This window comes from Facklamia sp. 7083-14-GEN3, from assembly GCF_024742075.1.
Lineage (GTDB): Bacteria > Bacillota > Bacilli > Lactobacillales > Aerococcaceae > Facklamia.
In genome coordinates this window covers 906,408-929,623 of sequence record NZ_JANSGD010000001.1, presented here as the reverse complement: position 1 = coordinate 929,623, position 23,216 = coordinate 906,408, and the positions used below count along the sequence as shown (strand labels likewise).

Here is a 23,216-nt window from a genome sequence, read left to right as displayed (position 1 = left end):
ATAAATCGTACTTGATGTAGATAAATGCTATATTAGATACGAAATATCAATAAAAGGGGTGTAGAAAGTGTCTGATAATCAATTTGATGATAAAAATCAGGGGTTTAAAAATGACTACGACCGTTTTGATACACTAGAGTTTACAAAAGAAGATCTTAAAAAACTGAGACATCCTAATCCTCGGGCAATGGACTCAGATTATTTTGACCGGGAGATAAAAGCTGATGCTCATACAAATCAACTGATTGAAGATAGAGTAGATCATAGATCAACAGAAAATGAAGAAGAGTCAGCCATTACTAGTCAATCTACTGAAGAACAAGTAGGAGAATTACTTGTGCAATTTGAAGATGACTCAGATGAAGAAATTAAAGTCGATGAAGAAACTACAAAAGAACAATTTGAGGCTAGTTCTCTAAGTTCATTTGAGGACGATAAAAAAGAAACAGAATTCTCACAGTTAAGTCAAGAAGCTGATGTTATAGATGATCCAGTTAATTATCTTAAAGAAACATTGGAATTAGAAATCGACCCAGATCTTTTTGCTCGTCATGATTTTGATAAACAAGATTCTCATGGAAACGAAGCTGAGAATCCCTTCCAGTATCGATCGATTGAGGAAAGTCTAAGGGAAGAACATCGAAACAAGCGGGTTGCTAATGTCAGACCTGGATTCTTTCAAAGAGTTTTCCAGACTGTTTTTTCAACGCGAGATGAATTGGATACACTTACTTCTAAAGAACAAGAAGATGAAGGGAATTCTCAAGAGTCTCTCAGTACTAATACTTTTGAAGTTGAACCCTTTGATTCTAATGAAGCATTAACTGAAAGCTCTTTAGATAGCGATGAAGCAGTTAACCTAGAGCAAGAACCTCTTAGTGAATCGGACCTGATTGCTAGTAGCTATCATTATGAAAACAACCAAGATGAGAGTCAATCAGAAGGTGAAGGTCTCAATCAAACTATTGATTCAAGTTTAGAGAGTAGTTCAAACTCTTTTGATGAAGAATTGATTGAAGTAGAAACTACTGAAAATATAGACGAGGGTCTGGATGATAAAGACTCCCAACAACAAGCTTTATACCAAGAAAGGGATCAAGAGATAAACAATAATCAATCTCAAGAAGAGCTGAATTCAACATCAGTCGAACCTACTTTTTCTGAAGTTAATTTTAGTATAGAGACCAATGAATCTAACTCTGGAGAGATAGAGTTAGAAGCTAAAAAGTCCTCACAAACTCAAATGTATAATGACGAAGAAATAGAAGCTTTAGCATGGAACATCTTGCCCGAAGATCATTATAGAGAAGAGCAAGTAGCTCCTAAAAAAGGATCTAATTTATTAGATAAAGTTAAAGTCAATTCACGCAATGCCTGGGCTAAAATTGCGGCTAACTCTGCAAAATTGTTAGAGAAAACTAAGCAGTCAACCAGTCATCTGCTGCAAACAGTTCAAGATCACGATGATAAAAATATTGAAGTTGAAGGAGATAAAGAGACGGAAACTGAAGAACAAACGCCTTTAGATATGAGTCTTCAACAGGAATCATCTGATGGAAATGAACAAGCTGCAACCATTAATAATGATGACCAAGAGTCAGTAAATGATGAAGAGAAAACCAAGGATAAAGAAAATTTAAGTGAAGAAGAGTCAATTGCAGAAGGAATATCGCAAAAAACTTCTTCTTACGAAGCGCCCATTTTGACGGATGCCCTTCTTGAAGACACCTTAGACACTACTCTTTTTGAAGCAGAAAAAGCTCAGCAAGAACTGAGTGAACAAGGTCATTCAGAAGATAAATCTAAGTTTGTTGTTGGTGCTGCTTGGTTGTCAATGGGGCAAATATTATCCCGAATTATTGGAGCTTTATATATTATTCCATGGGCAACATGGCTAGGGGCAGAGTATTCTCAAGCAAACTCTCTTTATGCTGTTGGATATAATCCTTACGTATTTTTCTTATCAATTGCAGTAGCTGGTTTTCCAGCGGCGGTTGCTAAGCAGATAGCCTTTTACAGCACTAAGAAAGAATTTAAAGTAGTCGACAAGCTCTTTAAATATTCACTGGGAATTATGGCCTTCTCAGGTATCTTAATTGCTTCAATCTTTTATTTTAGCGCACCTGTATTAGTAGCCAATTCACCAACTGATAATCAAGAAGCGGCAATCATTGTCGTTCGCTCATTAGCACCGGCTCTTTTGATTTTACCAACTTTAAGCCTATTTAAAGGCTATTTCCAAGGTTATAGTCAAATGATACCGCTAGCCCTTTCTGAGGTTCTTGAACAAATTATGCGAGTTCTTTATATCTTAGGGGCTACCTACCTGATTATGATGGTTTACGAGGGATCTATTACGGATGCAGTAGCTCATTCAACTTTTGCAGCCTTTGTTGGAGCCTTGATCGCCTTGCTGTTTTTAGTTGGCGCTTATATTATTCATAATCGAAAAATGAAAAGTGTTAAAGAGACATCCTTAAATAAGATGGATATTAATTTTATGGATAGTCTAAAAATTATGCTGCGAGATTCGATTCCTTTCATCTTGCTTGGCTCAGGTATAATTTTTGCACAAAACATTGATACCTATACCTTTAAGCAGATTCTCGTTCGTACCAGTGTGTTATTAAATTCAGAAATTGCTGAATTATTTGGGGCAATGAGTTTAGACGTTAATAAATTAGTGATGATTATTGTTTCATTTGCTGTAGCGATTGCGGCTTCATCAATCCCTGCTGTCTCAAGTAAGTACGCTGAAGGAAATATTAATAAAACCAGTGAGTTAATCAAAAATATTGTTCTTCTATTCACCTTTATCATGCTACCCGCCTCAATCGGCATGGCTATCATAGCTGATAATGTTTATCCTTTCTTCTATCCAGCGGGTATTTCTGCGGGACCTGGGTTATTAGCAACCGGATCATTTACCGCCATCGTATTAGGAGCATATACTGTTTTTGCAACAATTCTTCAGTCAATGGATTATCGTCGATTCGCAATTACTTATTTGCTTGTAGGCTTAGCTATTAAGCTCGTTTTACAATTTCCAATGGTCGCTTTATTCCAGGCTCATGGTGCTTTATTGGCTACCTTCTTCGGCTTTGCTGTCGCTGCTATTTTAATGTGGATGAAGATTTGGCGTGTGATCAAAATTCGTGATCGCTACTTTGTAGGCGATATTGTACGCATTGTGATTGCGACAACTATTATGGCGATTGGTACTTACGGTTGGAATCGTTTAATCAATCTGATGATGGATCCAGTAGGACGGGGTTTAACTTTAGTTCAAATCATTATAGTCGTTTTGATTGCCATTCTTATCTATGGTGGCACTATGGCCCTATTCGGTATGTTGCCAATTATTATCGGTGATTACCGTGCCGATTTGCAAAAGAAATTGAGTATTCACCGATGAGATTAGATAAATTATTAAGTCATATGAATTTCGGCTCTAGAAAAGAAGTCAAGTCTTTAATCTCAGCAGGAAGTGTTCGAATCAATGGTGAACAAATTACAAAAGCAAACTTTCAAGTAGACGAAACCAAAGACTTGATAGAAGTCGATGGCCAACAAATTATTTACCATAAGTTCATCTATTGGCTTTTAAATAAACCGCAAGGCGTTATATCTGCCACTGAAGATGGACGCCATCATACGGTTATCGATTGTCTACATCCGGATGATTATCGTTTTGATCTCTTTCCGGTAGGGAGACTAGATATTGATACCACTGGCCTCTTGTTAATTACAAATAATGGGCAAATGGCTCATCAGTTAACTTCTCCTAAAAAGCAAGTTTATAAAACTTATCAGGCTTTAATTGAAGGAGTTGTTACAAAAGAAACGGTAGAAGCTTTTAAAGCGGGCCTAGATTTAGGAGACTTTACTAGCCAACCCGCTCAATTATGGATTGGAGAGGTGGATACTGAAAAGGGTGTATCAAAAATTCGCGTTTCCATTAGTGAAGGTAAATTTCACCAAGTAAAAAGAATGTTTCAAGCTTGTCAGATGGAAGTTCTTCAACTCCACCGTCTATCGATGGGGCCTCTCCAGCTTGAAGATGACTTAGCTCTTGGAGATTATCGTCAATTAACTCAAGCTGAAATAGAAGCTTTAAAACCATTTGGTTATGAATAGTAAAAATACTTTTTTCAGAGAAAGAGTTTTATTTTAAATAAAAACTTAAATTTAAAGTAGAGATATAGGGTTGCATTAATTTATATGATATAATGAGAACGGATTCATTTGATGGCAGTATTTTACTAAAGTCAGAATGATTTTGAGATTCTATATTTTATGGAGGTAGAAAAATGGCAAATTTAGACAATATTAATTGGTTAGATGAAGTCACTAAACGTCAAGAAGACTTATTAGAAGATCTTTTTCGTATGATTCGCATTCGATCAGTTCGAGAAGATGATTTAGCAACAGCAGAGGCTCCGGTAGGACCAGGACCTAAAAAAGCTTTAGAAGAATTCTTAAAAATGGCTGAAGAAGATGGCTTTGAAACGAAGCAATTTGGACCTTTGGTAGGCCGTGTAGAAATTGGAGATGGCGATCAAACCTTAGGTATTTTAGGTCACCTCGATGTTGTTCCTGAAGGAACTGGTTGGGATACTGACCCTTATGAGCCAGTAATCAAAGATGGACGCATATATGCGCGTGGTTCTTCTGACGATAAAGGACCAACAATTGGTGCTTACTTTGCCATTAAATTATTACGTGAATTAGGAGCAGAGTTTAATCAAAAAATTCATCTGATTGTTGGAACCGATGAGGAATCTGGTTGGATGTGTATGGATCATTACGCTAAAGTCGAAAAAATGCCAGACTATGGTTTCTCACCAGATGCGCAATTCCCAATCATTAACGGAGAAAAGGGAAATATTTCTGCTCAATTTAATTTTGAAGCTAAGCAAACAGTTGAAGCTAATCATAAATTGGTTGATTTCCAAGCAGGTCTTCGTGCTAACATGGTTCCTCAAGAAGCTTATGCTAGTGTGAAAACGGATCAATCAGACCAATTAGAAGCTGATTTCCAAGCCTTTTTAGAAGATCAACCTGTCTCAGGTAAAGTTTCCCAAGAGTCTGGTCTATTGCGTTTTGAAGTGACTGGTAAGGCCGCTCACGGATCTACTCCAGAAAAAGGTCACAATGCGGGAACTTACTTAGCTGCTTTCTTGAATAAATATACATTTGATAAAAAAGAAGCTAATGACTTCTTAACCCTTGTAGGAGATAAGTTACACGTTGATTTTGAAGGTGAAAAAATCGGTGTCGCTATTGTTGATGACATTATGGGCGCCTTGTCTATGAATATTGGTATTATCAATTTTGATGATACTGAAGGTGGCTTAGTGGATGCCAACTTTAGATACCCTAAAGGAACCGATAAAGATCAAATTCAATCAGCTATTAGCAAAAATGTTGCTGATTTAGCGGTGAAAGTTGAAATGAAAGGGAATAAAGACCCTCATTATCTCTCACCAGAAGATCCAATGGTTAAAACTTTACTGGATGTATATGCTAAACAAACTGGCAATGAAGTCTATGAAAAAACAATTGGTGGTGGAACTTATGGCCGCTTAATGGAGCGTGGGGTTTCATTTGGTGTCTTATTCCCAGATTCAATTGATACTATGCATCAAGCCAATGAGTTCCTTGCGATGGATGATTTATTAAGAGCAACTGCTATTTATGCAGAATGTATCTATCGCTTAACACGTTAATTGAACATTTTAGCAAACTTTCTAGCTTAATTTGCTAGAAAGTTTGCTTTTTTTTATATATTCAAGTAATCTTCAGTTCATGAAGAAAAAAGGTGAGATATTAAAGGTGAGATATTATGGAAATTATTCAATCTAAGCAAAATCAAAGAATCAAAGACTACCGCAAATTGCATTTAACAAAAAATCGCAAAAAGACTGGATCTTATCTAATCGAGGGTGAACATCTTATTGAAGAAGCCATCGCTTATCAAGCAGCTATTGAAGTTGTTTTAATGACACCAAGTTATCATGAAAGTCATATACAGACTGTTGAACAAATCAGACAAGCTCAAATCGAAGTATTGCTTTTAAGTGAAGAAGTGATGGACACTGTCGCACTCACTCAACATACTCAGGGAGTGATGGCTGTCATTCAGAAAAAAGAAAATAATTTAGCTAAAGAAAAAATCAATGGTAGCCACTATCTCTTATGTGACGGGGTGCAAGACCCAGGCAATTTAGGAACTATGATTCGAACCGCTGATGCAGCAGGATTTGATGGTGTATTCTTAGCTGAAGGCTGTGTAGACCTCTACAATGATAAAGTCATCAGAGCCAGTCAAGGATCTTTATGGCATATGCCTATCTATGAAGCTTCAAACGATCAAATATTTAAAGCCGTTCAAGCGAGTGAACTTCCTCTTTACTGCACAGCAGTCAATCAAGAAGCTGAAGATTATCGTAAACTAGTCGCTAGCCATTGTGTCTTAGTTTTGGGTAATGAAGGGCAAGGTGTAGGGCCTTTCTGGATGGAAAAAGCAGATAAATCAGTCTTTATCCCCATGCCAGGCAAGGCAGAATCCCTTAATGTATCTATAGCAGCTGGTATTTTAATGTTTGCTTGGAAACAGTGGTCGAATTAGTTGAGAATTATTCGCTTTATCAAACTTTTACATAGAATTTACATAAACTTCATATTTGTGGAGTATACTAGAGTTAGATTAAAGAAGGGACGTGGATAAATGGCATTAGCTTGGCAAGATAATCAAGAATATGTGGCAATTGTTAAAGATTTGATGGAGAATGAAAAAGTTCAATCTCTAGAAAAATTTGTCCATCACAAATATACCAATCGTTTAGCGCATTCTATTTCAGTGTCTTATCGGTCATACCTTTGGGCTAAACGTTTTAATCTCGATATGGTAGCTACAGCTAGAGCAGCCCTTCTGCACGATTTATTTTTTTATGATTCATGTACAAAGGATTGCGTAGGCGGAAAAGGGCATAATTATGAGCATCCGCGCATCGCTTTAAAAAATGCATTAGAAATCACTGATTTGTCGGATAAAGAAAAAGATATCATTTTAAAACATATGTGTGGCGCCACTTTAGACATTCCGCGCTATGGTGAGTCATTAATTGTGACTTTGATGGATAAGCAATCAGCTGTTTGCGAATTAGCAGAAGGTTTTAAAAATTGGCTAAAAGACTCTCTATATAAGAAAGTGCGAACCATCGAGTTTAGCGAATAATAAGGATAAAAATTTAGTTCGCTAAAGAGCAAGATTGACGAAAAACTAATTACAGGCTATACTTGATAAAGATAATTAAAGACTATGATCAGGACCTAATTGAAAGGTGCATAGACAGGGAAATTTGTCATGGACTGAGAGCAAATGATGTTACTTTTCAATTATTTTCATCCTAGGAGTCGATCCTTAAATAGTTTGAAACTAGAAAAAGATACCTTCATTGGGGTTAACAATGGCTTGAGTGCTTGAAATTTTTTCAAGAATAAGGGTGGTACCACGGTAGCGCGTCCCTTTTAGGGACGGGCTTTTTTTGTTGGATTGAGTGTTGAAGTATTAATTGCTAGGAGGATTATTATGAATGATAAATTACAAGTCATTAAAGAACAAGTTGATGGTTTGATTGCACAGGCAATTGAAGAAATCAAACAAGCTGAATCAAGTAAAATGATTCAGGATATTCGCGTGAAATATACCGGTAAAAAAGGTGAATTGACTCAAATTTCTAAACAAATGAAAGATTTAGAAAAATATGAAAAGCCGATTTTAGGTCAGCTAATTAATCAATTCCATCAATCTTTTAATGAACATATTGATAAAAAACAAGAGCAAGTAAAGCAGAAAGAATTAGCTGCTCAACTGGCTAGTGAAACCATCGATGTTAGCTTGCCTGGAAGACGGCAGAACTTTGGTAGTCGCCACTTATTAACGCAAACGCGAGAAGAATTAGAAGATCTTTTCTTAGGAATGGGTTATCAAATTATTGAAGGCCCAGAGGTAGAATTAGACTCATATAACTTTGAGAAAATGAATCTACCTAAAAACCATCCTGCCCGTGATATGCAAGATACTTTTTATATTTCTGAAGAAGTTTTATTAAGAACACACACCTCACCGGTGCAAGCTCGAACAATGGAAAAGCATGACTTTGTAAAAGACGGGCCCTTAAAAATGGTCTCACCAGGTAAGGTTTTTAGAAGAGATAATGATGATGCGACCCATTCACATCAATTTCATCAAATGGAAGGTTTAGTCGTTGCTGAAAGAATTACTATGGCTGATTTGAAAGGAACGCTCTTACAATTTGCTAAAGCCTTCTTTGGTGAAGAGCGTGAGATTCGATTAAGACCCTCTTTCTTCTCTTTCACAGAGCCTTCGGTTGAAGTCGATGTGTCTTGTTTCAAATGTGGAGGGAAAGGTTGTAATATTTGTAAGTGGACAGGTTGGATTGAAGTCTTAGGAGCAGGACTGGTTCATCCAAATGTTTTAGAAATGTCAGGTATCGATTCAAATAAGTATAGCGGCTTTGCATTCGGAGTAGGGATTGACCGTGTAGCCATGCTAAAACATAATGTCGATGATATCCGTCATTTTTACCAAAACGACTTACGCTTCTTGACACAATTCAAAGGAGGTCAAAACTAATGTATGTTTCTTATAAATGGTTGAATGAATTTTTAGATTTAAGAAAGATGCCGGCTAAGGAATTAGCAGAGAAAATGTCTCGAACCGGGATTGAAATTGAAGGGGTTGAAAATCTTTCCGATTCTATTCAGGGTCCTTTAGTAGTTGGTCTAGTTGAAGAATTAAAAGAGCATCCCGATTCTGATCATTTACAAATTGCTCAAGTCAATGTAGGAGATTATGGTAAAAAGCAAATCGTATGTGGAGCGCCTAATGTTAAGCAAGGTGCTAAAGTAATCACTGCTTTAGAAGGCTGTATTTTGCCAGGAGACTTTAAAATTAAAGAGTCGAAGCTTAGAGGTCAGATTTCTCAGGGAATGCTATGTTCATTACAAGAAATTGGTTTCCCCGATAAAGTAGTTCCTAAAGAATTCGTGGATGGGATTTATCTTTTAGCTGAAGATGCCCCTATCGGTAAAGATATCGTTGAATATATGGAGCTCGATGATCCGATTTTAGAATTATCCATTACTCCTAACCGAGCAGATGCTTTGTCAATGCATGGAGTAGCTTATGAAGTGGGAGCAATTGTTTCTCAGACTCCTCATTTTAAACCTTTAAAAATCAATGAAAATCAATTAGTTTCAATTGATGAGCTACAAAATTTAGAATTGGATATGGCAGAACATGATTTAAGTAGTCACTACCAGTTAAGGCTGTTGAAGGGGATTGAAGTAAAACCCAGTCCGATTCAAATGCAAAGCCGTCTGATGAAAGCTAACATTCGTCCTATTAACAATTTGGTGGATGTGACCAACTACTATTTGATGCTTTATGGTCAGCCCATGCATGCTTTTGATTTGGATCAATTACCAGGTAAAAAGATTGGTGTGCGCTATGCTAGAGTAGATGAAAAGCTTACTACTTTAGACGAAATCGAAAGGAAGTTAACAGATAAAGATATTGTTATTACTTCTAACGATCAACCAATTGCTTTAGCAGGTGTCATGGGTGGGTTAGATTCTCATGTTACGGAAAAAACTCAAGATATCTTGTTAGAAACAGCTGTTTTTAACCCTCAGGCCGTTCGTTTAACTTCTCGACGCCTAGGCTTAAGATCAGAATCATCCGCCCGCTTTGAAAAAGGAATTAATCCAGCAACGCTTTCAGAAGCAGGGGATCAAGCTGCCATAATGATAGCACAATTGACACAAGGTCAAATCGAAAAGGGAGTCTTAGAAGTAAAAGCCAATGATGCGCAAGATCAAGTGGTTGAACTGTCAATGCAAATGATTGAAGACAAATTAGGCATTCAAGTGAATCAATCTCAGCTTCAAACAATTTTTGACCGCTTAGGTTTTGAAGTCGCCTTCTCAAATGACCAGATGAGTGTAACGATTCCCCCACGTCGTTGGGATATTACTATTCCAGCTGATATTTTAGAAGAGGTCGCACGTATTTATGGTTATGATCAAATTCCTGTTACTTTACCTGCGGTTCCTAATCGTCCCGCTCAATTAGATAGCCGCCAAAAATTAAAAAGAGCAACACGCTCTTTAGCTGAAGGGTTAGGCTTAAATGAAACGGTATCTTATGTTCTAATCTCACCTGAATTTGCTGAATTAAATGCAAATAAAGATCGCTATGTTTCATTGCTTTTACCAATGTCTGAGGAAAGATCACTACTAAGACAATCAATGTTACCGTCTTTCTTGGAGATTGCTCGTTACAATAAAGCGCGTCACAACAAGCCCTTAGCTTTCTATGAAATGGGCAAGATTTTCTTAGCGAAGGATATCAATCAACAACCTCAAGAGAAAGAAATGCTCAGTTTCTTTGTATCTGGTGAAAAGAGTTCCTCCAATTGGGAAAGTGCAAGTCAAAATTATGATTTTTATGACCTTAAAGGTATAGTTGAACAAATTATGGACCAATTGCGTTTAGGTATTTATTTATCGTTTGAACGCTTGGAAAACTTAGACTTTATGCATCCAGGTCAAACAGCCAATATCTTATTAGATGGTCAAAAAATTGGTTTTATTGGGCAATTGCATCCTCAATTATCGCAAGAGTTTGACTTAGCTAAGGAGACGTTCTTTGCAGAGTTAGATTTTGATGCTTTAGTCGCATTTAACAGAGAAATATTGCTTCAGACTCCTTTAGCAAAATATCCATCAACTTCTCGTGATATAGCGCTTTTAGTGGACCAATCAACTAGTCATCAAAGCTTGGTAGATTTAATCTATGAAAATGCTGGTGACAATTTAAAAAATGTCGAATTATTCGACCGATATACCGGAAAAAATATAGCAGCTGATAAACAATCTTTAGCTTATCATTTAACTTTCCAAAATCCAGATAAAACATTAAAAGATGAAGAGGTAAAAGAGGCAATGGAGCAAGTTATTAAAGCATTAGAAAAAGTAGAGAATGTAGAAATTCGTTAACAAAAAAGCACTACGCTAAAGATAGCGTAGTGCTTTTTTTATTAAGCAAGTTTCCACTTAGCAAAAGCATTTAGATAACGTTCATTTATAACTGCTGTGTCACTCAGCATATCTAAAGGATGCTGATGTTTACTTGTGAAGATAAGAATGACAGCAATAATTGGTACATAGTAAAAAATAACTTTTCCAAATAGTTCACGGATTACTAAAGTAGAAAGATTCAACTTATTCGACTGGTTGTTAATTGGTACAACTCTTAAATTAAATAAAACTTTTCCAGGGGTTTGGCCATTCAGTGCTAATGTCATTAAGAAAAAGTAAAGACAAAATACAGCTAAATTAAAGAACATGGGTAAAATTCCCCAAAATATCTCTCTATCTATTTCGCCCACAATATTTGTGATAAGGTTAGTTAGGAGAAGAATAAATAGGTAATCTACGATATAAGCTGCTAAACGAACCCAAAAGCCAGCATAAACCTCCTTGGGAAGATGATCGTAGCCATTTTCTCTCAATTGCTGATCGGCGATTTTTATACGAACAGGATCAATGTCAGACTGTTTAGTTTCTTTAAAAGCTTCTTCTCTTTCTGCATCGTTGCTGAAAGGATTAAGACCGGAATGGTTTGCTTGACTAGTATTTAAAGAAGACGAGTTATTTTTTGTTATATTATCGTCCTTAGAGTGGTCAGTTTGCTTTTCGGTAACGACTGCACTATCTTGGGGAACTTCTTCAATCACTGTTGAAGCATTTTTATCTTCTTTTGAATGATTTAAAAGCGCCTTAAGTTCCTCTTTATCTAATTTTACTGAGGTCATATTACTTACCACCTTCCCAGCGGTACTCAATCTGAGGAAGAACTTCTTCTTTTACACGGTTAAGTACTTGATCAAATTGTTCTGCATAATTATCTTCTGATTTCATAAATGAAGGGAAGAATGAAGAAAATTGGTCTTGAGGGGCCGTTTTTTCAAAAACTTGAGCATTTTCTAAGTTGTTTTCTTCTCGGATAAGATCGATTACTTGACGATAGTATAGAATATCATCAATCAATCCATTTTCTTTAGCTTGCTTAGCGGTATAAATACGACCATCTGCTAGTTCACGCACACGTTCTTCTGACATATCACGACCATCAACAACCACTTGAACGAAACGATCAAAAGCTTCATCAATATATTCTTGGAATACTTCCTCTTCTTCCTTGGTCATTTTACGAGCGCTCGAACCTAAATCTTTCATTTTTCCAGATTTAAAAACATAGGGTTCAACACCTATTTTGTCATAAAGTTCTTCCATATTATAGCCTGACATAATTACACCAATCGATCCAGTGATTGTTTCAGGAGTGGCATAAACTTTATCGGCTAACATGGCATAATAGAAGCCACCCGATGCAGCTACTTGACCCATAGAAGCATACACAGGAATCTTTCTTTCAGCAATGACTTCCTTAAATAGGTCATAAGCTTCACGGGTATCATAAACTCCCCCACCTGGAGTGTTCAATTCAAATAAAACAGCCTTAATTGATTCATCCGTGCGAATTTGCTCAATGGTATCCATAATAAGTTGCTGATCATAGGTAGGAGAAGCCATTCCAATAACTCCTTCAATTGGGATAACTAGAATACGTTGGTCCATAGAGCCTTCTTCACGAATTTCCTCCGTATAATCTTTTCCGATTCCTAACATAGAGTTTAGCCTGTCATTCGCCCATTTTTCGCTAGAGGCAATATCGGCGGGTTCATTGTAAACTTTCGATAAGCTAGAAGCGGCAATTAAAATAAGTGCAAAAGCGATAACTATCCATTTTTTCTTTGACATATAAGACACCTTCCTTTGCAGATTAGTTTAACATTTTTTATGACAAATTTGAATGATAAGCTATTTAAGATCAAAAAAACACCTGTAAAACAGGTGTTTTCTAGGATAAATGTTGTTCTTCAAATTGATTTAGGATTTCACGCGCTTGAATAGAGTCTTCTGCTTCCATTAATTGAATTCTTAATTCATGAGCCCCCTTGAATTCTCTCAAATAAATTTTAAAAGATCTCCTCAGAGCAGGGAAGGGATGAAGTTGATAGTGATCAAAAAGGTCTAAATGATAGCGGAAAAGATCAATCAGTTCATTAGCCGAATGATGACGTGGCTCTTTTTCAAAAGCAAATGGATTTTGAAAAACACCCCGGCCAATCATGATACCGTCAATACCATAAGTGTTGAATAGTTCCATTCCTTGTTGACGGTCAGCAATATCACCATTTACAGTTAAAAGGGTATGTGGGGCGTATTGATCACGCAAATTCTTAATCTCACCAATTAGTTCCCAATGAGCGGCTACTTTAGACATTTCAGTTTTTGTTCTTAGGTGAATGGAAAGATTAGCAACATCTTGTTCAAACAAATGTTTCAGCCATTCTTTATATTCTTCAACTTGATGATGGCCTAAACGTGTTTTAACTGAAATAGGAAGGTTGGCTTTTTTACTGGCTTGGATTAGTTGAGCAGCTACTTGCGGCCTTAAAATTAAACCAGACCCACGACCATGTTTGAAGACATTAGGTGCAGGACAGCCCATATTAATATCGACACCTGCAAAGCCTTCTTCCTCCATACCATGCGCCATTTGTTCAAAGAATTCTGGCCGGTCTCCCCATATATGAGCGACTATGGGGTGTTCGTCATCAGTCTTTATTAAACGACCTCGTACAGATTCTTTGCCTAGGGGATGGCAGTATGATTCAGAGTTAGTGAATTCAGTGAAGAAAACATCAGGTCTTCCAGCTTTAGCAATAACATGTCGAAAGGCAACATCGGTTACATCTTCCATAGGAGCTAAAACAAAAAAGGGTTTGGGTAGAGTTTGCCAAAAGTTTTGTGGCATAGTTTTGGACTCCTTTCGCTTATTTTCGTAATAATAGAATCTTTAAAAGATTATCATAAATGAAGCTAGATGCAAATATAAAGTATGGAACCTACATTTTTTCTTTTATAAAAAAAGTCCTATCTGTATGCTATAATTTTACCGATAATAATTTAGGAGGAATAAAATGAAAGCAAAATTTTCTAAAAAATATTCTGTAAAAAAAGAACATTCAGCTGCTAAAATTGGTTCAGGTGCGCTAGAAGTCTTATCGACACCTTCGATGATTGCTTTTATGGAGAATGCAGCTTATGAGCTCTGTCAGGAAAATATTGAAGATACAAATTCAGAAACCACAGTGGGGATTTCTCTTGAAGTGAAACATTTAAAAGCGAGTGCGATAAGCAGTCAAATTGAGGTTAAAATTATTGACATAAAACAGGACAATAAAATTTTAAGTTTAGTAATCGAAGCCTATCAAGACGACCAACTAATTGGTCAAGCAAACCATCAAAGAGCGGTGGTGAATATCGAACGTTTTATGTCAAAACTGAAGTAAACATAATTTAAACAAGCAAACCTTAAGACTATTTTGTTTGTAAATCAACTATGTTAAGATTAGTAAGATAATAATTAAACAAGGTAGATGGAGGATAGTTAATGTCAACTTTTTTCGAGATGCTGAACATCCAATTAGTTTTAATTATTTATGTGCTAGTAGGTGTTATAGCTTATAAAAAAGGGCTGATTACCGCTCAAAATCGTCAAGGATTAATTAAGTTGATTGTTGAGATTCTTGTTCCCGCACTTATTTTTAAGTCATTCTTTAATATAACTTGGGATATAATTGAGCTTAGCTTTCAAACATTAATCATTGCTACCGTTATTTATACTACTATAACCCTTTTCGGTGGCTTCTTTTTTCGGGATTTGCCAGAAAAACAGGCAAAAATTTTACATTATGCGACTCTTTGCAATAGTGCAGGCTTTGCTGGATTACCAATCGTTACATCCTTATTTGGTGAATTAGGCGCTATTTTAGCCGCAGTTTATTTAATACCTCACCGCATTTTTACCTATACAATTGGTATTTCTTTATTAGTAAAACAAGAAAAAAATTTTAAAGATACGCTTCTTTCTTTTATAAAAAATCCAATGATATTAGCGGTTGTGTTTGGACTGATAATGGGTCTAAGTAATGCACCTATTCCAAGCTTCATAATGAATAGTTTTGATGGTTTGAGTCGCACAGTTACTCCTTTATCCATGATTACTATCGGTTCAATTATTGGTTCAGTTAAAATGGAAGCTCTTTTTGAAAAAGCAGTTATGCGCTTTGTAGGTGTTAGAATGTTACTTATACCCTTAATCGTTTTACTGAGCTTAAAACTTCTGCAAGTAGATGAGCAAGTAACAGGTATGTGTGTGGTGATGGCGACCATGCCCGCTGGGGCAACGACGCCTATTTTGGCAGCTAAATATGATCTCGATGTCGCTCTAGCTTCTAAACTAACTTTTGTTTCAATCATTTTATCTCTCTTTTTAAGTCCAGCCTTTCTAGCTTTCGTTTAATTTGAAGACAGAGAAGGATAAGTTTTCATGCCAGCCATACAAATTAAAAAACTAACTGAAAAAGATCTGCATACTATTTGGCAAATTGGCTTTACTCGAGAAAATCCGGAATGGTCGAAATATAATGGTCCTTATTTTGAAGAATATCAAAGTTTTTCAAACTTTGAGAATTTTCTCTCAAGTAAAGAGGGTCAATTTTTGCGTAATGGACAGAAAGTTCAAGGGATTTTTATCGAAAACAAACCGATTGGCATGGTATGTCGATATTGGATAGATGAGAAAACTTTATGGTTGGAAGTAGGAATTGTTATTTACGATGACAACTACTGAATAAAGGGATAGGCTACTTAGCCCTTAAAAGATGGATTAACAAAACATTTGAGGATTATTCCAAGTTAGAGCATATCGGTCTGACCACTTGGTCAGGTAATCTAGGAATGATGCGACTGGCAGAAAAGTTAGGGATGCAGCAAGAGGGTCGCATTCGTAAAGTCAGGTATTGGCAAGACATCTATTATGATAGTTTGATGTATGGTGTTTTAAGACAAGAATGGTCATAAAAAGAGCTACCGATTTAGGTAGCTCTTTTTATGCTTATGCAGTTACTTTTTCGATAATTTGATGTCCCTTAACCATCACTGGTTGACAGTTTCCTTTTTTTAGTTCTTGAGCGAGTTCATGGATAGTTGAAACCTTGTTAGGGAAATATGTCGCATAAACGCCAACTTGGCCAAAATTATGAGAATCACTTCCGCCAACACATTGTAGACCGTGTTCTTTAGCTGTAATAAAGGCATGTTGATTTTCTTCTAGAGTTGAATTACCGTTTAACACTTCCACTGCATGAAGGCCTTTAACTTTATAAATATGGTCTCCAAGGCCTCGGTTATTATTACGATAGGGGTGAGCGGCTGTACAAGCTCCTCCTCTTTCATTCACGTAGTCAATGAATTCCTGAGCTGATAATCCGGGTTCAGGTAATTCGTCAATTCCATAGGCTAAGACGTCGCCTTCAGTAGTTAGATATTCCACTCCTACAAAAATGGGAAAATTGAGACGTTGTTGAGCCTCTTCAACCAAAGTCATGAAACCAATTGAATCATGATCTGTAATACAAACGGCATCAAGTCCGATTAGTTTCGCTCTTTCGACAATCTGTTCAATTTTCATAAAGCTATCAGGTGAAAATGTCTTTTCGTGCATATGTAGGTCGATTAACATATTGGATAATCCTCTCTTATAAATTTATAAAATTAAAAATTAGTCAACATACCTATTTTACGTAAGCTTACATCGCTGTTCAAATTGGAAATCATTCTAATAAATTTATTTATAGCCTTAAACAAAGCATGTGTGTCAATAGTTTAGAAAGATGGGCTTTGAATTTATTAGAAAAAATAATAAATAGCGACAGAACATTTCAATGAAAAAATTATTTTATTAAAAATTGAGAAGGAATAATTTTGATTGAAAAGCGCTTACAAATTTGGTAGGATAGTATCAAATAAATTTGGAGGCGTTTTTATGAAATTGTTAAAAAACACAAAAATAAGAATAGCTTTAATCTCAATCTTAATTTTCTTGTTTGCATATCAAAATGTGGATCGACACTTACGGCAGATGGAAGAATATAGACAAAAAAATTTAGAAACTGTCACATTAATCGCTAGGGCTTATGGTTATGAAGGGGAAGAGGAATCAGATCCTATACTTGAATTTATTGACAAGCAACCGACAAGAAATTTCACATATGACCAAGAAGATAAAATTGATTTAGCTCATTATTTTCATGAGGTTTCTAAAGAAAAAATTATTTTAAAACGAGGTGGGATACTGATCTCAGTGTTAATAATTCCTTATTTACTTCTTGAGTACATAGTAGGTAAATCGGGCTTTTTATTCTAATAGCTAATTGAAACTAAAAAATTGATATAAAGAGGGAAAAAAATGAAGTATTTTTCAAAATTTAAGTTTAGAGCTTTATTTTTCTTAATAATAATTAGTACACTTGCGTACTTACTAATGAAACCTATATATGATTCTTACATTATTTATAAAGAAAACGATTATTCAACCATTTCTGTGCTGTCTAAAGTACATGGTTATAAAGGAGAAGATGATATTGATTCAAAATTAGATTATATGGAACAATTACCAGAAAATAAATTAAATAGTGTAGAGAAAGATATAGTAAGTCGAGCACGTTATTTTAGAACGGATCCGGAAGTGAAAATTGTGCTTAAAAAAGGAAGTATGGTTGTAATAGCCTTATTCATTTTTTATTTAATTGTCGAATATGCCTTAACACGAACATATTCATACTGAAAAAATATAAACTTTTTAAACGGTTATCGAAAACTAAACTACCTCTATCATAAATAGTAGAGGTAGTTTAATTCGTTTAACGATAGTATATGAGAACTTTCTTAGGGACTTTTCATTCAAACTTAACGGATATTTAAATTAATAGTAGTATACTAAGTGAAACCGTTTTGATTTTAAATGCGTAATTTCATTTTTAAGACCCTTTTAAGAAAACGCTTGCATATACAATGGTCATTCAAATTATTTTAAGGAGATAGAGATGATAAAATATGAGATTCCAGGCAATAGAACTATTGAAATATCAAATGTAGTTATTGATTTTAATGGAACGATCGCTGAAGATGGAATATTGATTGAAGGAGTACAAGAGCTTCTATCGACTCTTTCAGAAAACGTTAAAATTTTTATCGCCACTGCGGATACCTATGGAACTGTTAAACAACAGTGTCAAAAACTTCAAGTAGAACCGGCTACCTTTCCTTCAAGTAAAGCAGCTATCTCCAAGAAATTATTGCTTGAAGAATTAGACTGTAAAAGCTGTGCTTGCATAGGGAATGGTTATAACGATGGAGAAATGATGAGTATAGCTGCTTTATCCATAGCAGTTATAGGAAATGAAGGGCTATCCACTGCCTGTATTCGTAAAGCCGATATTATTGCACCCAATATTCATTCAGCGCTTAACATTTTACTTAAGTCTGAGCGTATTAAAGCTACTTTACGTCATTAAGTTAAAGGAGTTAGAAAATGGATAAAAAACATTGGAGATATGCCTTTGAAAAGACATTACCAATTGGTATCGTCTATCTAATGCTAGCCTTAGGTTTTGGTATTATGATGCAGTCTAAAGGCTTTAATTGGATTTGGGCATTATGCTTGAGCTTTTTTGTCTACTCAGGGTCGATCCAGTTCTTAGCACCAGTTATTCTTTCTTCATCAACTGGAATATTTGCGACAGTGATTTTGACCTTTATGGTCAATTTTCGCTTGTTATTTTATGGTATTAGTCAGTTAGAAAGATACAAAAAGATAAAAGGATGGCGTAAACTCTATCTAGTTCATGGCCTTACCGACGAAACTTTTTCTTTGGTTTCAATAGACAATTTGCCCGAAGGAATTGAACGTGAAAAGTATTCCCTTTATGTCACAGTACTCAATCATATGTATTGGACCGTTGGTAGTGTAGCGGGTAGTTTAGTAGGGAATCTGTTACCTTTTTCAACGGAGGGCATTGATTTTGCTTTAACTGCATTATTTTTTGTCGTCGTTCTCAATCAGTGGGAAGCAACCAATAATCACAAGCCTGCCCTTTTAGGGATGTCTGTTGGGGTTATATTTTTCATAATATTTGGGCCGGACAATTTTATGCTTCCCTCAATGTTTGTTGTCATCGCTTTTCTATTGGTAGAAAATAGACTTAAAGGAGGAAATCCAGATTATGTCTAACTTACATTCTATCTTTTTGATTATCGTTATGGTCATAGTAACGATCACTATCCGAGCTACTCCGTTTATTATTTTCAAAAGAAAAACTCCCATTTGGATTATTTATTTAGGGCAAGTTTTTCCTTATGCCATTATGACAATCTTATTAATTTATTCATTTAAAGACATTTCCTATTCTTCTCAAAGAGCTGTGGCTGCTATAATATCTTGTTTATTGGTTTTTATCTTGCATAAATGGCGCCATTCTGCTGTCTTGTCCATTTTGGGTGGAACTGCTTTGTATATGATACTGGTTCAAACAGTTTTAAGTTAAATTTATATAGTTCATAAAAAGTCAGAGACAAATGTTTCTGACTTTAAACTTTATTTTTACAGTTGAAATTAATAAACTTTAGGAAATAAGATTTTGATGGTTAGTCATTAGAATAATCGGCTACCTATAGAAACTAAATAAATCGGTCTGTTTGATTTTATAAGTTGGATTTAGAAGCGGATTTATCTATTAATGAGCAATAATGTTTAAAATTTAAATAATAGGCCATGTAAAATTACTATTTATTTCTGTTAGAAAGAATTTGGTTAAATCCGGATTGTGGCTATTTAATATATTGAAACAACAGTAAATATTTTCTATAATAAAAGCATTAATAGAAAACGCTTGCTTAAAGTTATGTTATAATTATTACTTTATTTATCAATTTTCAGGAGGAGTCTATGAATTTTACTATCACCTTTAATCCGGCTCTCGATTATTTTGTGAAGACAAATGATTTCGAGGAAGGAGAGTTGAATCGTATAGAGTCTGAAACTTTCCTAATCGGAGGCAAAGGTTTAAATGTTTCACTTTTGTTATCAGAGTTTGAAATACCATCTTGTGCACTGGGATTTATTGGTGGTTTCACTGGAAATTATTTAAAAGATTTACTAGAAAAACAATCGATTCAACATGATTTCATTGAAGTGGAAGGTCAAACACGGATAAATGTAAAACTAAAAAGTAAAAAAGAAACAGAACTCAATGCTAGCGGTCCAAAAATACAAAGAGTTCAATATGAAAATTTTTTCGATCAACTAAAACAAAAGTTAAAGAAAGATGACACCGTTTTTTTATCAGGGAATTTGGCTCAAGGAATGGATTCAAAAGATTACGAGAAGATAGCTGAACTGTGCCAAAAAAACGAGGTGAATTTTATATTAGATTCGAACCGTGAATTAGTAACATCATGCTTAAGCTATCGACCATTTTTAATTAAACCCAATCAACAAGAATTGGCTGATATTTTTAATACAGTTATCATCACAGACAAGGATGTCATAAAATATGCCAAACGTTTACAGCAACAAGGTGCGCAAAATGTCCTAGTATCCCTAGGGGCTGACGGAGCGATCTTATTAACTAGCGATAGAAAAATTTATCGATCCAAGTCAGCTCCAGGACAATTGGTTAATTCCGTGGGAGCAGGCGATTCAATGTTAGCAGGCTTTATGGCCGAGTATCAATCTTCAAAGTCGTTTAAAGATGCCTTAAAGTTGGGAACAGCTGCTGGTGCGGCAACAGCTTTTTCATTAGGTATAGCTGAACGGAAGTTAATTGATTCTTTAATGGATAAAATTAAAATACATGAACTTTAGGAGGAAAAGTTATGCAGCTGTCGGAATTATTAAATATTGAAGTGATGGATCTTGATCTAATTGTTCGCAACAAATCAGAGGCTTTAAAGAGTCTTGTTAATAATCTCGATCAAGTCGGGGGAGTTACGGACTCAAAAGAATTATTTCAATCACTGCAAGCAAGAGAGCAACTTTCTACCACTGGAGTTGGTAACGGAGTGGCCATGCCTCATGCTCAGTCATCAACGGTAAAAACACCCATTATTGTTTTTGCGCGTTCTCATAAAGGCATTGATTGGAAGTCTCTGGATGAAAAAGATGTTCATCTAATTTTTATGATTTTGATGCCAGAAAACTCTTCAAATGAGCATCTCAAGGCAATTGCTTCCTTGTCAAAAAAATTGATGGAAGAGGGGATGATTGATCAACTGATGTCGGTTAAGAATGCCCAAGAAGTGGTTGATTTATTTTCTGAAGGATCAGATTTAAAAGAAACAGCTCAAGCTAAAAATGAAAAAGATACAAATTCGGAATTATCAGATTCTTATATTTTAGCAGTTACCGCTTGTCCCACAGGGATAGCACATACCTTTATGGCTGAAGAAAAGTTAAAAGAAGCGGCTAAAAAAGCAGGGGTCACTATTAAAGTGGAAACAAATGGCCAAGCCGGTATCGGTAACAAACTTAATCAAGCGGATATTAAAAAGGCCGATGCAATTATCGTAGCAGCAGATAAACAGGTTGAAATGAATCGATTTGATGGCAAGCCAGTTATTATTACTAAAGTTTCAGATGGAATTAATAAGGCCGACGAGTTAATAAATAGGGCCCTTCGTCTCGATGCACCTATCTTTCACGCTAAGGGAGAAAAGATGAATGAGATAGAAGATTCTGGGGAGAAAGAATCTGTCGGTCGTCAATTCTATAAACATTTAATGAATGGTGTTTCTCATATGCTTCCATTCGTTGTGGCCGGAGGTATTTTGATTGCACTTTCTTTCTTCTGGGGTATAAACTCTGCTGATCCAACTAGTTCAGACTATAACGTATTCGCTCAAATTTTAAAAACAATCGGTGGAATGTCTTTTGCCATGATGTTACCGATATTATCTGGATTCATCGGACAATCAATTGCGGACCGTCCAGGGTTGATTGTGGGATTAATGGGAGGAATCTTTGCTAATCCTGGTGTCTTAGCTGCTTATGCACCGCAAGGTACATTTGAAAATCTAGTACCTTCAGGCTTTCTTGGAGCACTAATAGCAGGATTTTTAGCAGGCGCTATTATAAGAGGACTGCAAATCGCCTTCAATTGGATGCCTAAATCCCTTGAGGGTATGAAGTCAATCTTCATATTCCCAGTTCTGGGAATTCTAATAATAGGTCTCCTAATGCTATTTGTAGTGAATGGTCCGATGGGTGCAGTGATGACGGGATTAATGAATGCGATTGAATCAATTCCAAGAGAATGGAGTATTGTATTAGGGTTTGTAGTAGCAGCTATGATGTCTATTGATATGGGAGGTCCCATTAACAAGGCTGCTTATGTTACAGGAACAGCTCTAGTTACCCAAGCTCAAGGAGCAGGTTCAGATGTGATGGCAGCAGTAATGGTTGGTGGAATGGTTCCGCCTATGGCTATTGCCTTAGCCGCCACCATTAAACCAAAAGTGTGGTCAAAACAAGAAAGATCTTCAGCCTATGTGAATTATGCCATGGGCGCAAGCTTTATTACCGAGGGAGCAATACCTTTTGCAGCGGCTGACCCTTTACGCGTCATTCCTTGTCTAGCCTTAGGTGCAGGTCTAGCAGGTGCACTTTCAATGGCCTTTGACTGTGTTAGCTTAGTTCCTCACGGAGGTGTTTTTGCGATAGCAGCAGGTGGAGTAAGTAACCCAATCCTATACATTATTTCTTGGTTAACAGGCAGTATGGTATCAGCTTTTCTTCTTAACTATACACGTCAATTAAAGAAGATATAATAACAAAAAAAGTATAGTAGCAACTTAATTTTTATAGATTATATTATTATAGGTATCATTCTATTGATTTGTGAGAATATATTGTTATTAAAGACTATTAAAACGCTAACTATAGCTAATCATGCCCCCGAAAGTTAGAAAAACACTCGCTTTTCAAATCAAATTCTAATCAAATTGATATAGAAATTGTTTTGAAGATTGTTTAATATTAGGGAAAGGAGTAAGAAAACGATAACAATTTCTAAGCTCTCTTAAGAATGATTAGAAAGAATTAACCTTATACTCTTTCTGATTCATACAAAAACAAAGTAAACTGACTTACAATC

At 35.8% G+C, this 23,216-nt stretch carries 20 protein-coding genes and 1 pseudogene; 17 read left to right on the top strand and 4 right to left on the bottom strand.

Annotated elements, in window-relative coordinates:
• Nucleotides 1-67 precede the first annotated feature (67 nt).
• From NW240_RS04320 to pheT, 7 genes are all read left to right on the top strand, one after another.
• Entirely contained in the window at nucleotides 68-3,415 is a 3,348-nt protein-coding gene (locus tag NW240_RS04320) for a polysaccharide biosynthesis C-terminal domain-containing protein (protein ID WP_258436242.1), read from the top strand.
• Nucleotides 3,412-4,137: a pseudouridine synthase gene (locus NW240_RS04315; protein ID WP_258436240.1), complete on the top strand. Its 726-nt coding sequence runs from the start codon at nucleotides 3,412-3,414 to the stop codon at nucleotides 4,135-4,137. Before NW240_RS04320 ends, NW240_RS04315 begins: the two co-directional genes overlap by 4 nt.
• 173 nt (nucleotides 4,138-4,310) lie before the next feature.
• Entirely contained in the window at nucleotides 4,311-5,729 is a 1,419-nt protein-coding gene (gene pepV / locus NW240_RS04310; RefSeq protein ID WP_258436238.1) for a dipeptidase PepV, read from the top strand.
• Nucleotides 5,730-5,845: 116 nt separating this feature from the next.
• Entirely contained in the window at nucleotides 5,846-6,631 is a 786-nt protein-coding gene (locus tag NW240_RS04305) for an RNA methyltransferase (protein WP_258436236.1), read from the top strand.
• Between the two features lie 99 nt (nucleotides 6,632-6,730).
• The gene (locus NW240_RS04300; RefSeq protein WP_258436235.1) at nucleotides 6,731-7,240 is read left to right on the top strand and encodes a phosphohydrolase; all 510 of its coding nucleotides are present in this window, start codon (nucleotides 6,731-6,733) and stop codon (nucleotides 7,238-7,240) included.
• A gap of 354 nt (nucleotides 7,241-7,594) precedes the next feature.
• Nucleotides 7,595-8,662 (top strand): phenylalanine--tRNA ligase subunit alpha, encoded by a 1,068-nt coding sequence (gene pheS / locus NW240_RS04295; RefSeq protein ID WP_309302394.1) that lies wholly within the window; start codon nucleotides 7,595-7,597, stop codon nucleotides 8,660-8,662.
• The gene (pheT, locus tag NW240_RS04290) at nucleotides 8,662-11,088 is read left to right on the top strand and encodes a phenylalanine--tRNA ligase subunit beta (RefSeq protein ID WP_258436233.1); all 2,427 of its coding nucleotides are present in this window, start codon (nucleotides 8,662-8,664) and stop codon (nucleotides 11,086-11,088) included. The genes pheS and pheT overlap by 1 nt, the downstream gene beginning before the upstream one ends.
• 41 nt (nucleotides 11,089-11,129) lie before the next feature.
• On the opposite strand, the gene NW240_RS04285 is transcribed toward pheT, so the two are convergent.
• The 3 genes from NW240_RS04285 to NW240_RS04275 all read right to left on the bottom strand — a co-directional run bounded on the left by NW240_RS04285 (nucleotide 11,130) and on the right by NW240_RS04275 (nucleotide 13,975).
• On the bottom strand, nucleotides 11,130-11,906 hold the full coding sequence (locus NW240_RS04285; RefSeq protein WP_258436232.1) for an RDD family protein: 777 nt from the start codon (nucleotides 11,904-11,906) through the stop codon (nucleotides 11,130-11,132).
• A 1-nt stretch (nucleotide 11,907) separates the two neighbouring features.
• Nucleotides 11,908-12,915: a signal peptide peptidase SppA gene (gene sppA, locus NW240_RS04280; protein ID WP_258436231.1), complete on the bottom strand. Its 1,008-nt coding sequence runs from the start codon at nucleotides 12,913-12,915 to the stop codon at nucleotides 11,908-11,910.
• Nucleotides 12,916-13,015: 100 nt separating this feature from the next.
• Nucleotides 13,016-13,975, bottom strand: coding sequence for a tRNA-dihydrouridine synthase (locus NW240_RS04275; RefSeq protein WP_258436229.1), 960 nt, complete (start codon nucleotides 13,973-13,975; stop codon nucleotides 13,016-13,018).
• A 166-nt stretch (nucleotides 13,976-14,141) separates the two neighbouring features.
• Here NW240_RS04275 and NW240_RS04270 point away from each other — a divergent pair, with 166 nt between their 5' ends.
• The 3 genes and pseudogenes from NW240_RS04270 to NW240_RS04260 all read left to right on the top strand — a co-directional run bounded on the left by NW240_RS04270 (nucleotide 14,142) and on the right by NW240_RS04260 (nucleotide 16,086).
• On the top strand, nucleotides 14,142-14,513 hold the full coding sequence (locus NW240_RS04270; RefSeq protein WP_258436228.1) for a thioesterase family protein: 372 nt from the start codon (nucleotides 14,142-14,144) through the stop codon (nucleotides 14,511-14,513).
• 101 nt (nucleotides 14,514-14,614) lie between these two features.
• Nucleotides 14,615-15,526 carry an AEC family transporter gene (locus tag NW240_RS04265; RefSeq protein WP_258436227.1) on the top strand — a complete coding sequence of 304 codons (912 nt, stop codon included), beginning with the start codon at nucleotides 14,615-14,617 and terminating at the stop codon, nucleotides 15,524-15,526.
• Between the two features lie 27 nt (nucleotides 15,527-15,553).
• Nucleotides 15,554-16,086: pseudogene (locus NW240_RS04260) on the top strand (GNAT family N-acetyltransferase).
• Nucleotides 16,087-16,120: 34 nt separating this feature from the next.
• On the opposite strand, the gene NW240_RS04255 reads toward NW240_RS04260, so the two are convergent.
• Complete coding sequence (locus NW240_RS04255; protein ID WP_258436225.1) at nucleotides 16,121-16,729, bottom strand: PHP domain-containing protein; 609 nt, start codon at nucleotides 16,727-16,729, stop codon at nucleotides 16,121-16,123.
• A gap of 321 nt (nucleotides 16,730-17,050) precedes the next feature.
• Here NW240_RS04255 and NW240_RS04250 point away from each other — a divergent pair, with 321 nt between their 5' ends.
• The 7 genes from NW240_RS04250 (at nucleotide 17,051) to NW240_RS04220 (ending at nucleotide 22,890) form a co-directional block, all read left to right on the top strand.
• Entirely contained in the window at nucleotides 17,051-17,431 is a 381-nt protein-coding gene (locus NW240_RS04250; protein WP_258436223.1) for a hypothetical protein, read from the top strand.
• Between the two features lie 117 nt (nucleotides 17,432-17,548).
• Complete coding sequence (locus tag NW240_RS04245) at nucleotides 17,549-17,851, top strand: hypothetical protein (RefSeq protein ID WP_258436222.1); 303 nt, start codon at nucleotides 17,549-17,551, stop codon at nucleotides 17,849-17,851.
• 259 nt (nucleotides 17,852-18,110) lie between these two features.
• A complete protein-coding gene (locus NW240_RS04240) occupies nucleotides 18,111-18,581 on the top strand; it encodes an HAD family hydrolase (protein WP_258436221.1) in 471 nt (156 codons plus the stop codon).
• Nucleotides 18,582-18,598: 17 nt separating this feature from the next.
• Nucleotides 18,599-19,297: an AzlC family ABC transporter permease gene (locus NW240_RS04235; RefSeq protein WP_258436220.1), complete on the top strand. Its 699-nt coding sequence runs from the start codon at nucleotides 18,599-18,601 to the stop codon at nucleotides 19,295-19,297.
• On the top strand, nucleotides 19,290-19,610 hold the full coding sequence (locus tag NW240_RS04230) for a branched-chain amino acid transporter permease (protein ID WP_258436219.1): 321 nt from the start codon (nucleotides 19,290-19,292) through the stop codon (nucleotides 19,608-19,610). The genes NW240_RS04235 and NW240_RS04230 overlap by 8 nt, the downstream gene beginning before the upstream one ends.
• A 401-nt stretch (nucleotides 19,611-20,011) precedes the next feature.
• Nucleotides 20,012-20,929 carry a 1-phosphofructokinase gene (gene pfkB / locus NW240_RS04225; RefSeq protein ID WP_258436218.1) on the top strand — a complete coding sequence of 306 codons (918 nt, stop codon included), beginning with the start codon at nucleotides 20,012-20,014 and terminating at the stop codon, nucleotides 20,927-20,929.
• Between the two features lie 11 nt (nucleotides 20,930-20,940).
• On the top strand, nucleotides 20,941-22,890 hold the full coding sequence (locus NW240_RS04220; RefSeq protein WP_258436217.1) for a fructose-specific PTS transporter subunit EIIC: 1,950 nt from the start codon (nucleotides 20,941-20,943) through the stop codon (nucleotides 22,888-22,890).
• Nucleotides 22,891-23,216 lie beyond the last annotated feature (326 nt).

What these genes read in the sequence shown, in the direction of transcription:
- NW240_RS04270 (WP_258436228.1), top strand. Translation starts at nt 14,142, where the DNA reads ATGAAAGCAAAATTTTCTAAAAAATATTCTGTAAAAAAAGAACATTCA.
- NW240_RS04255 (WP_258436225.1), bottom strand. Translation starts at nt 16,729, where the DNA reads ATGCACGAAAAGACATTTTCACCTGATAGCTTTATGAAAATTGAACAG.
- NW240_RS04275 (WP_258436229.1), bottom strand. Translation starts at nt 13,975, where the DNA reads ATGCCACAAAACTTTTGGCAAACTCTACCCAAACCCTTTTTTGTTTTA.
- NW240_RS04305 (WP_258436236.1), top strand. Translation starts at nt 5,846, where the DNA reads ATGGAAATTATTCAATCTAAGCAAAATCAAAGAATCAAAGACTACCGC.
- NW240_RS04250 (WP_258436223.1), top strand. Translation starts at nt 17,051, where the DNA reads ATGAAATTGTTAAAAAACACAAAAATAAGAATAGCTTTAATCTCAATC.
- NW240_RS04235 (WP_258436220.1), top strand. Translation starts at nt 18,599, where the DNA reads ATGGATAAAAAACATTGGAGATATGCCTTTGAAAAGACATTACCAATT.
- NW240_RS04300 (WP_258436235.1), top strand. Translation starts at nt 6,731, where the DNA reads ATGGCATTAGCTTGGCAAGATAATCAAGAATATGTGGCAATTGTTAAA.
- NW240_RS04220 (WP_258436217.1), top strand. Translation starts at nt 20,941, where the DNA reads ATGCAGCTGTCGGAATTATTAAATATTGAAGTGATGGATCTTGATCTA.
- pheS (WP_309302394.1), top strand. Translation starts at nt 7,595, where the DNA reads ATGAATGATAAATTACAAGTCATTAAAGAACAAGTTGATGGTTTGATT.
- NW240_RS04285 (WP_258436232.1), bottom strand. Translation starts at nt 11,906, where the DNA reads ATGACCTCAGTAAAATTAGATAAAGAGGAACTTAAGGCGCTTTTAAAT.
- NW240_RS04315 (WP_258436240.1), top strand. Translation starts at nt 3,412, where the DNA reads ATGAGATTAGATAAATTATTAAGTCATATGAATTTCGGCTCTAGAAAA.
- pepV (WP_258436238.1), top strand. Translation starts at nt 4,311, where the DNA reads ATGGCAAATTTAGACAATATTAATTGGTTAGATGAAGTCACTAAACGT.
- NW240_RS04230 (WP_258436219.1), top strand. Translation starts at nt 19,290, where the DNA reads ATGTCTAACTTACATTCTATCTTTTTGATTATCGTTATGGTCATAGTA.
- pheT (WP_258436233.1), top strand. Translation starts at nt 8,662, where the DNA reads ATGTATGTTTCTTATAAATGGTTGAATGAATTTTTAGATTTAAGAAAG.
- NW240_RS04245 (WP_258436222.1), top strand. Translation starts at nt 17,549, where the DNA reads ATGAAACCTATATATGATTCTTACATTATTTATAAAGAAAACGATTAT.
- pfkB (WP_258436218.1), top strand. Translation starts at nt 20,012, where the DNA reads ATGAATTTTACTATCACCTTTAATCCGGCTCTCGATTATTTTGTGAAG.
- NW240_RS04240 (WP_258436221.1), top strand. Translation starts at nt 18,111, where the DNA reads ATGATAAAATATGAGATTCCAGGCAATAGAACTATTGAAATATCAAAT.
- sppA (WP_258436231.1), bottom strand. Translation starts at nt 12,915, where the DNA reads ATGTCAAAGAAAAAATGGATAGTTATCGCTTTTGCACTTATTTTAATT.
- NW240_RS04265 (WP_258436227.1), top strand. Translation starts at nt 14,615, where the DNA reads ATGTCAACTTTTTTCGAGATGCTGAACATCCAATTAGTTTTAATTATT.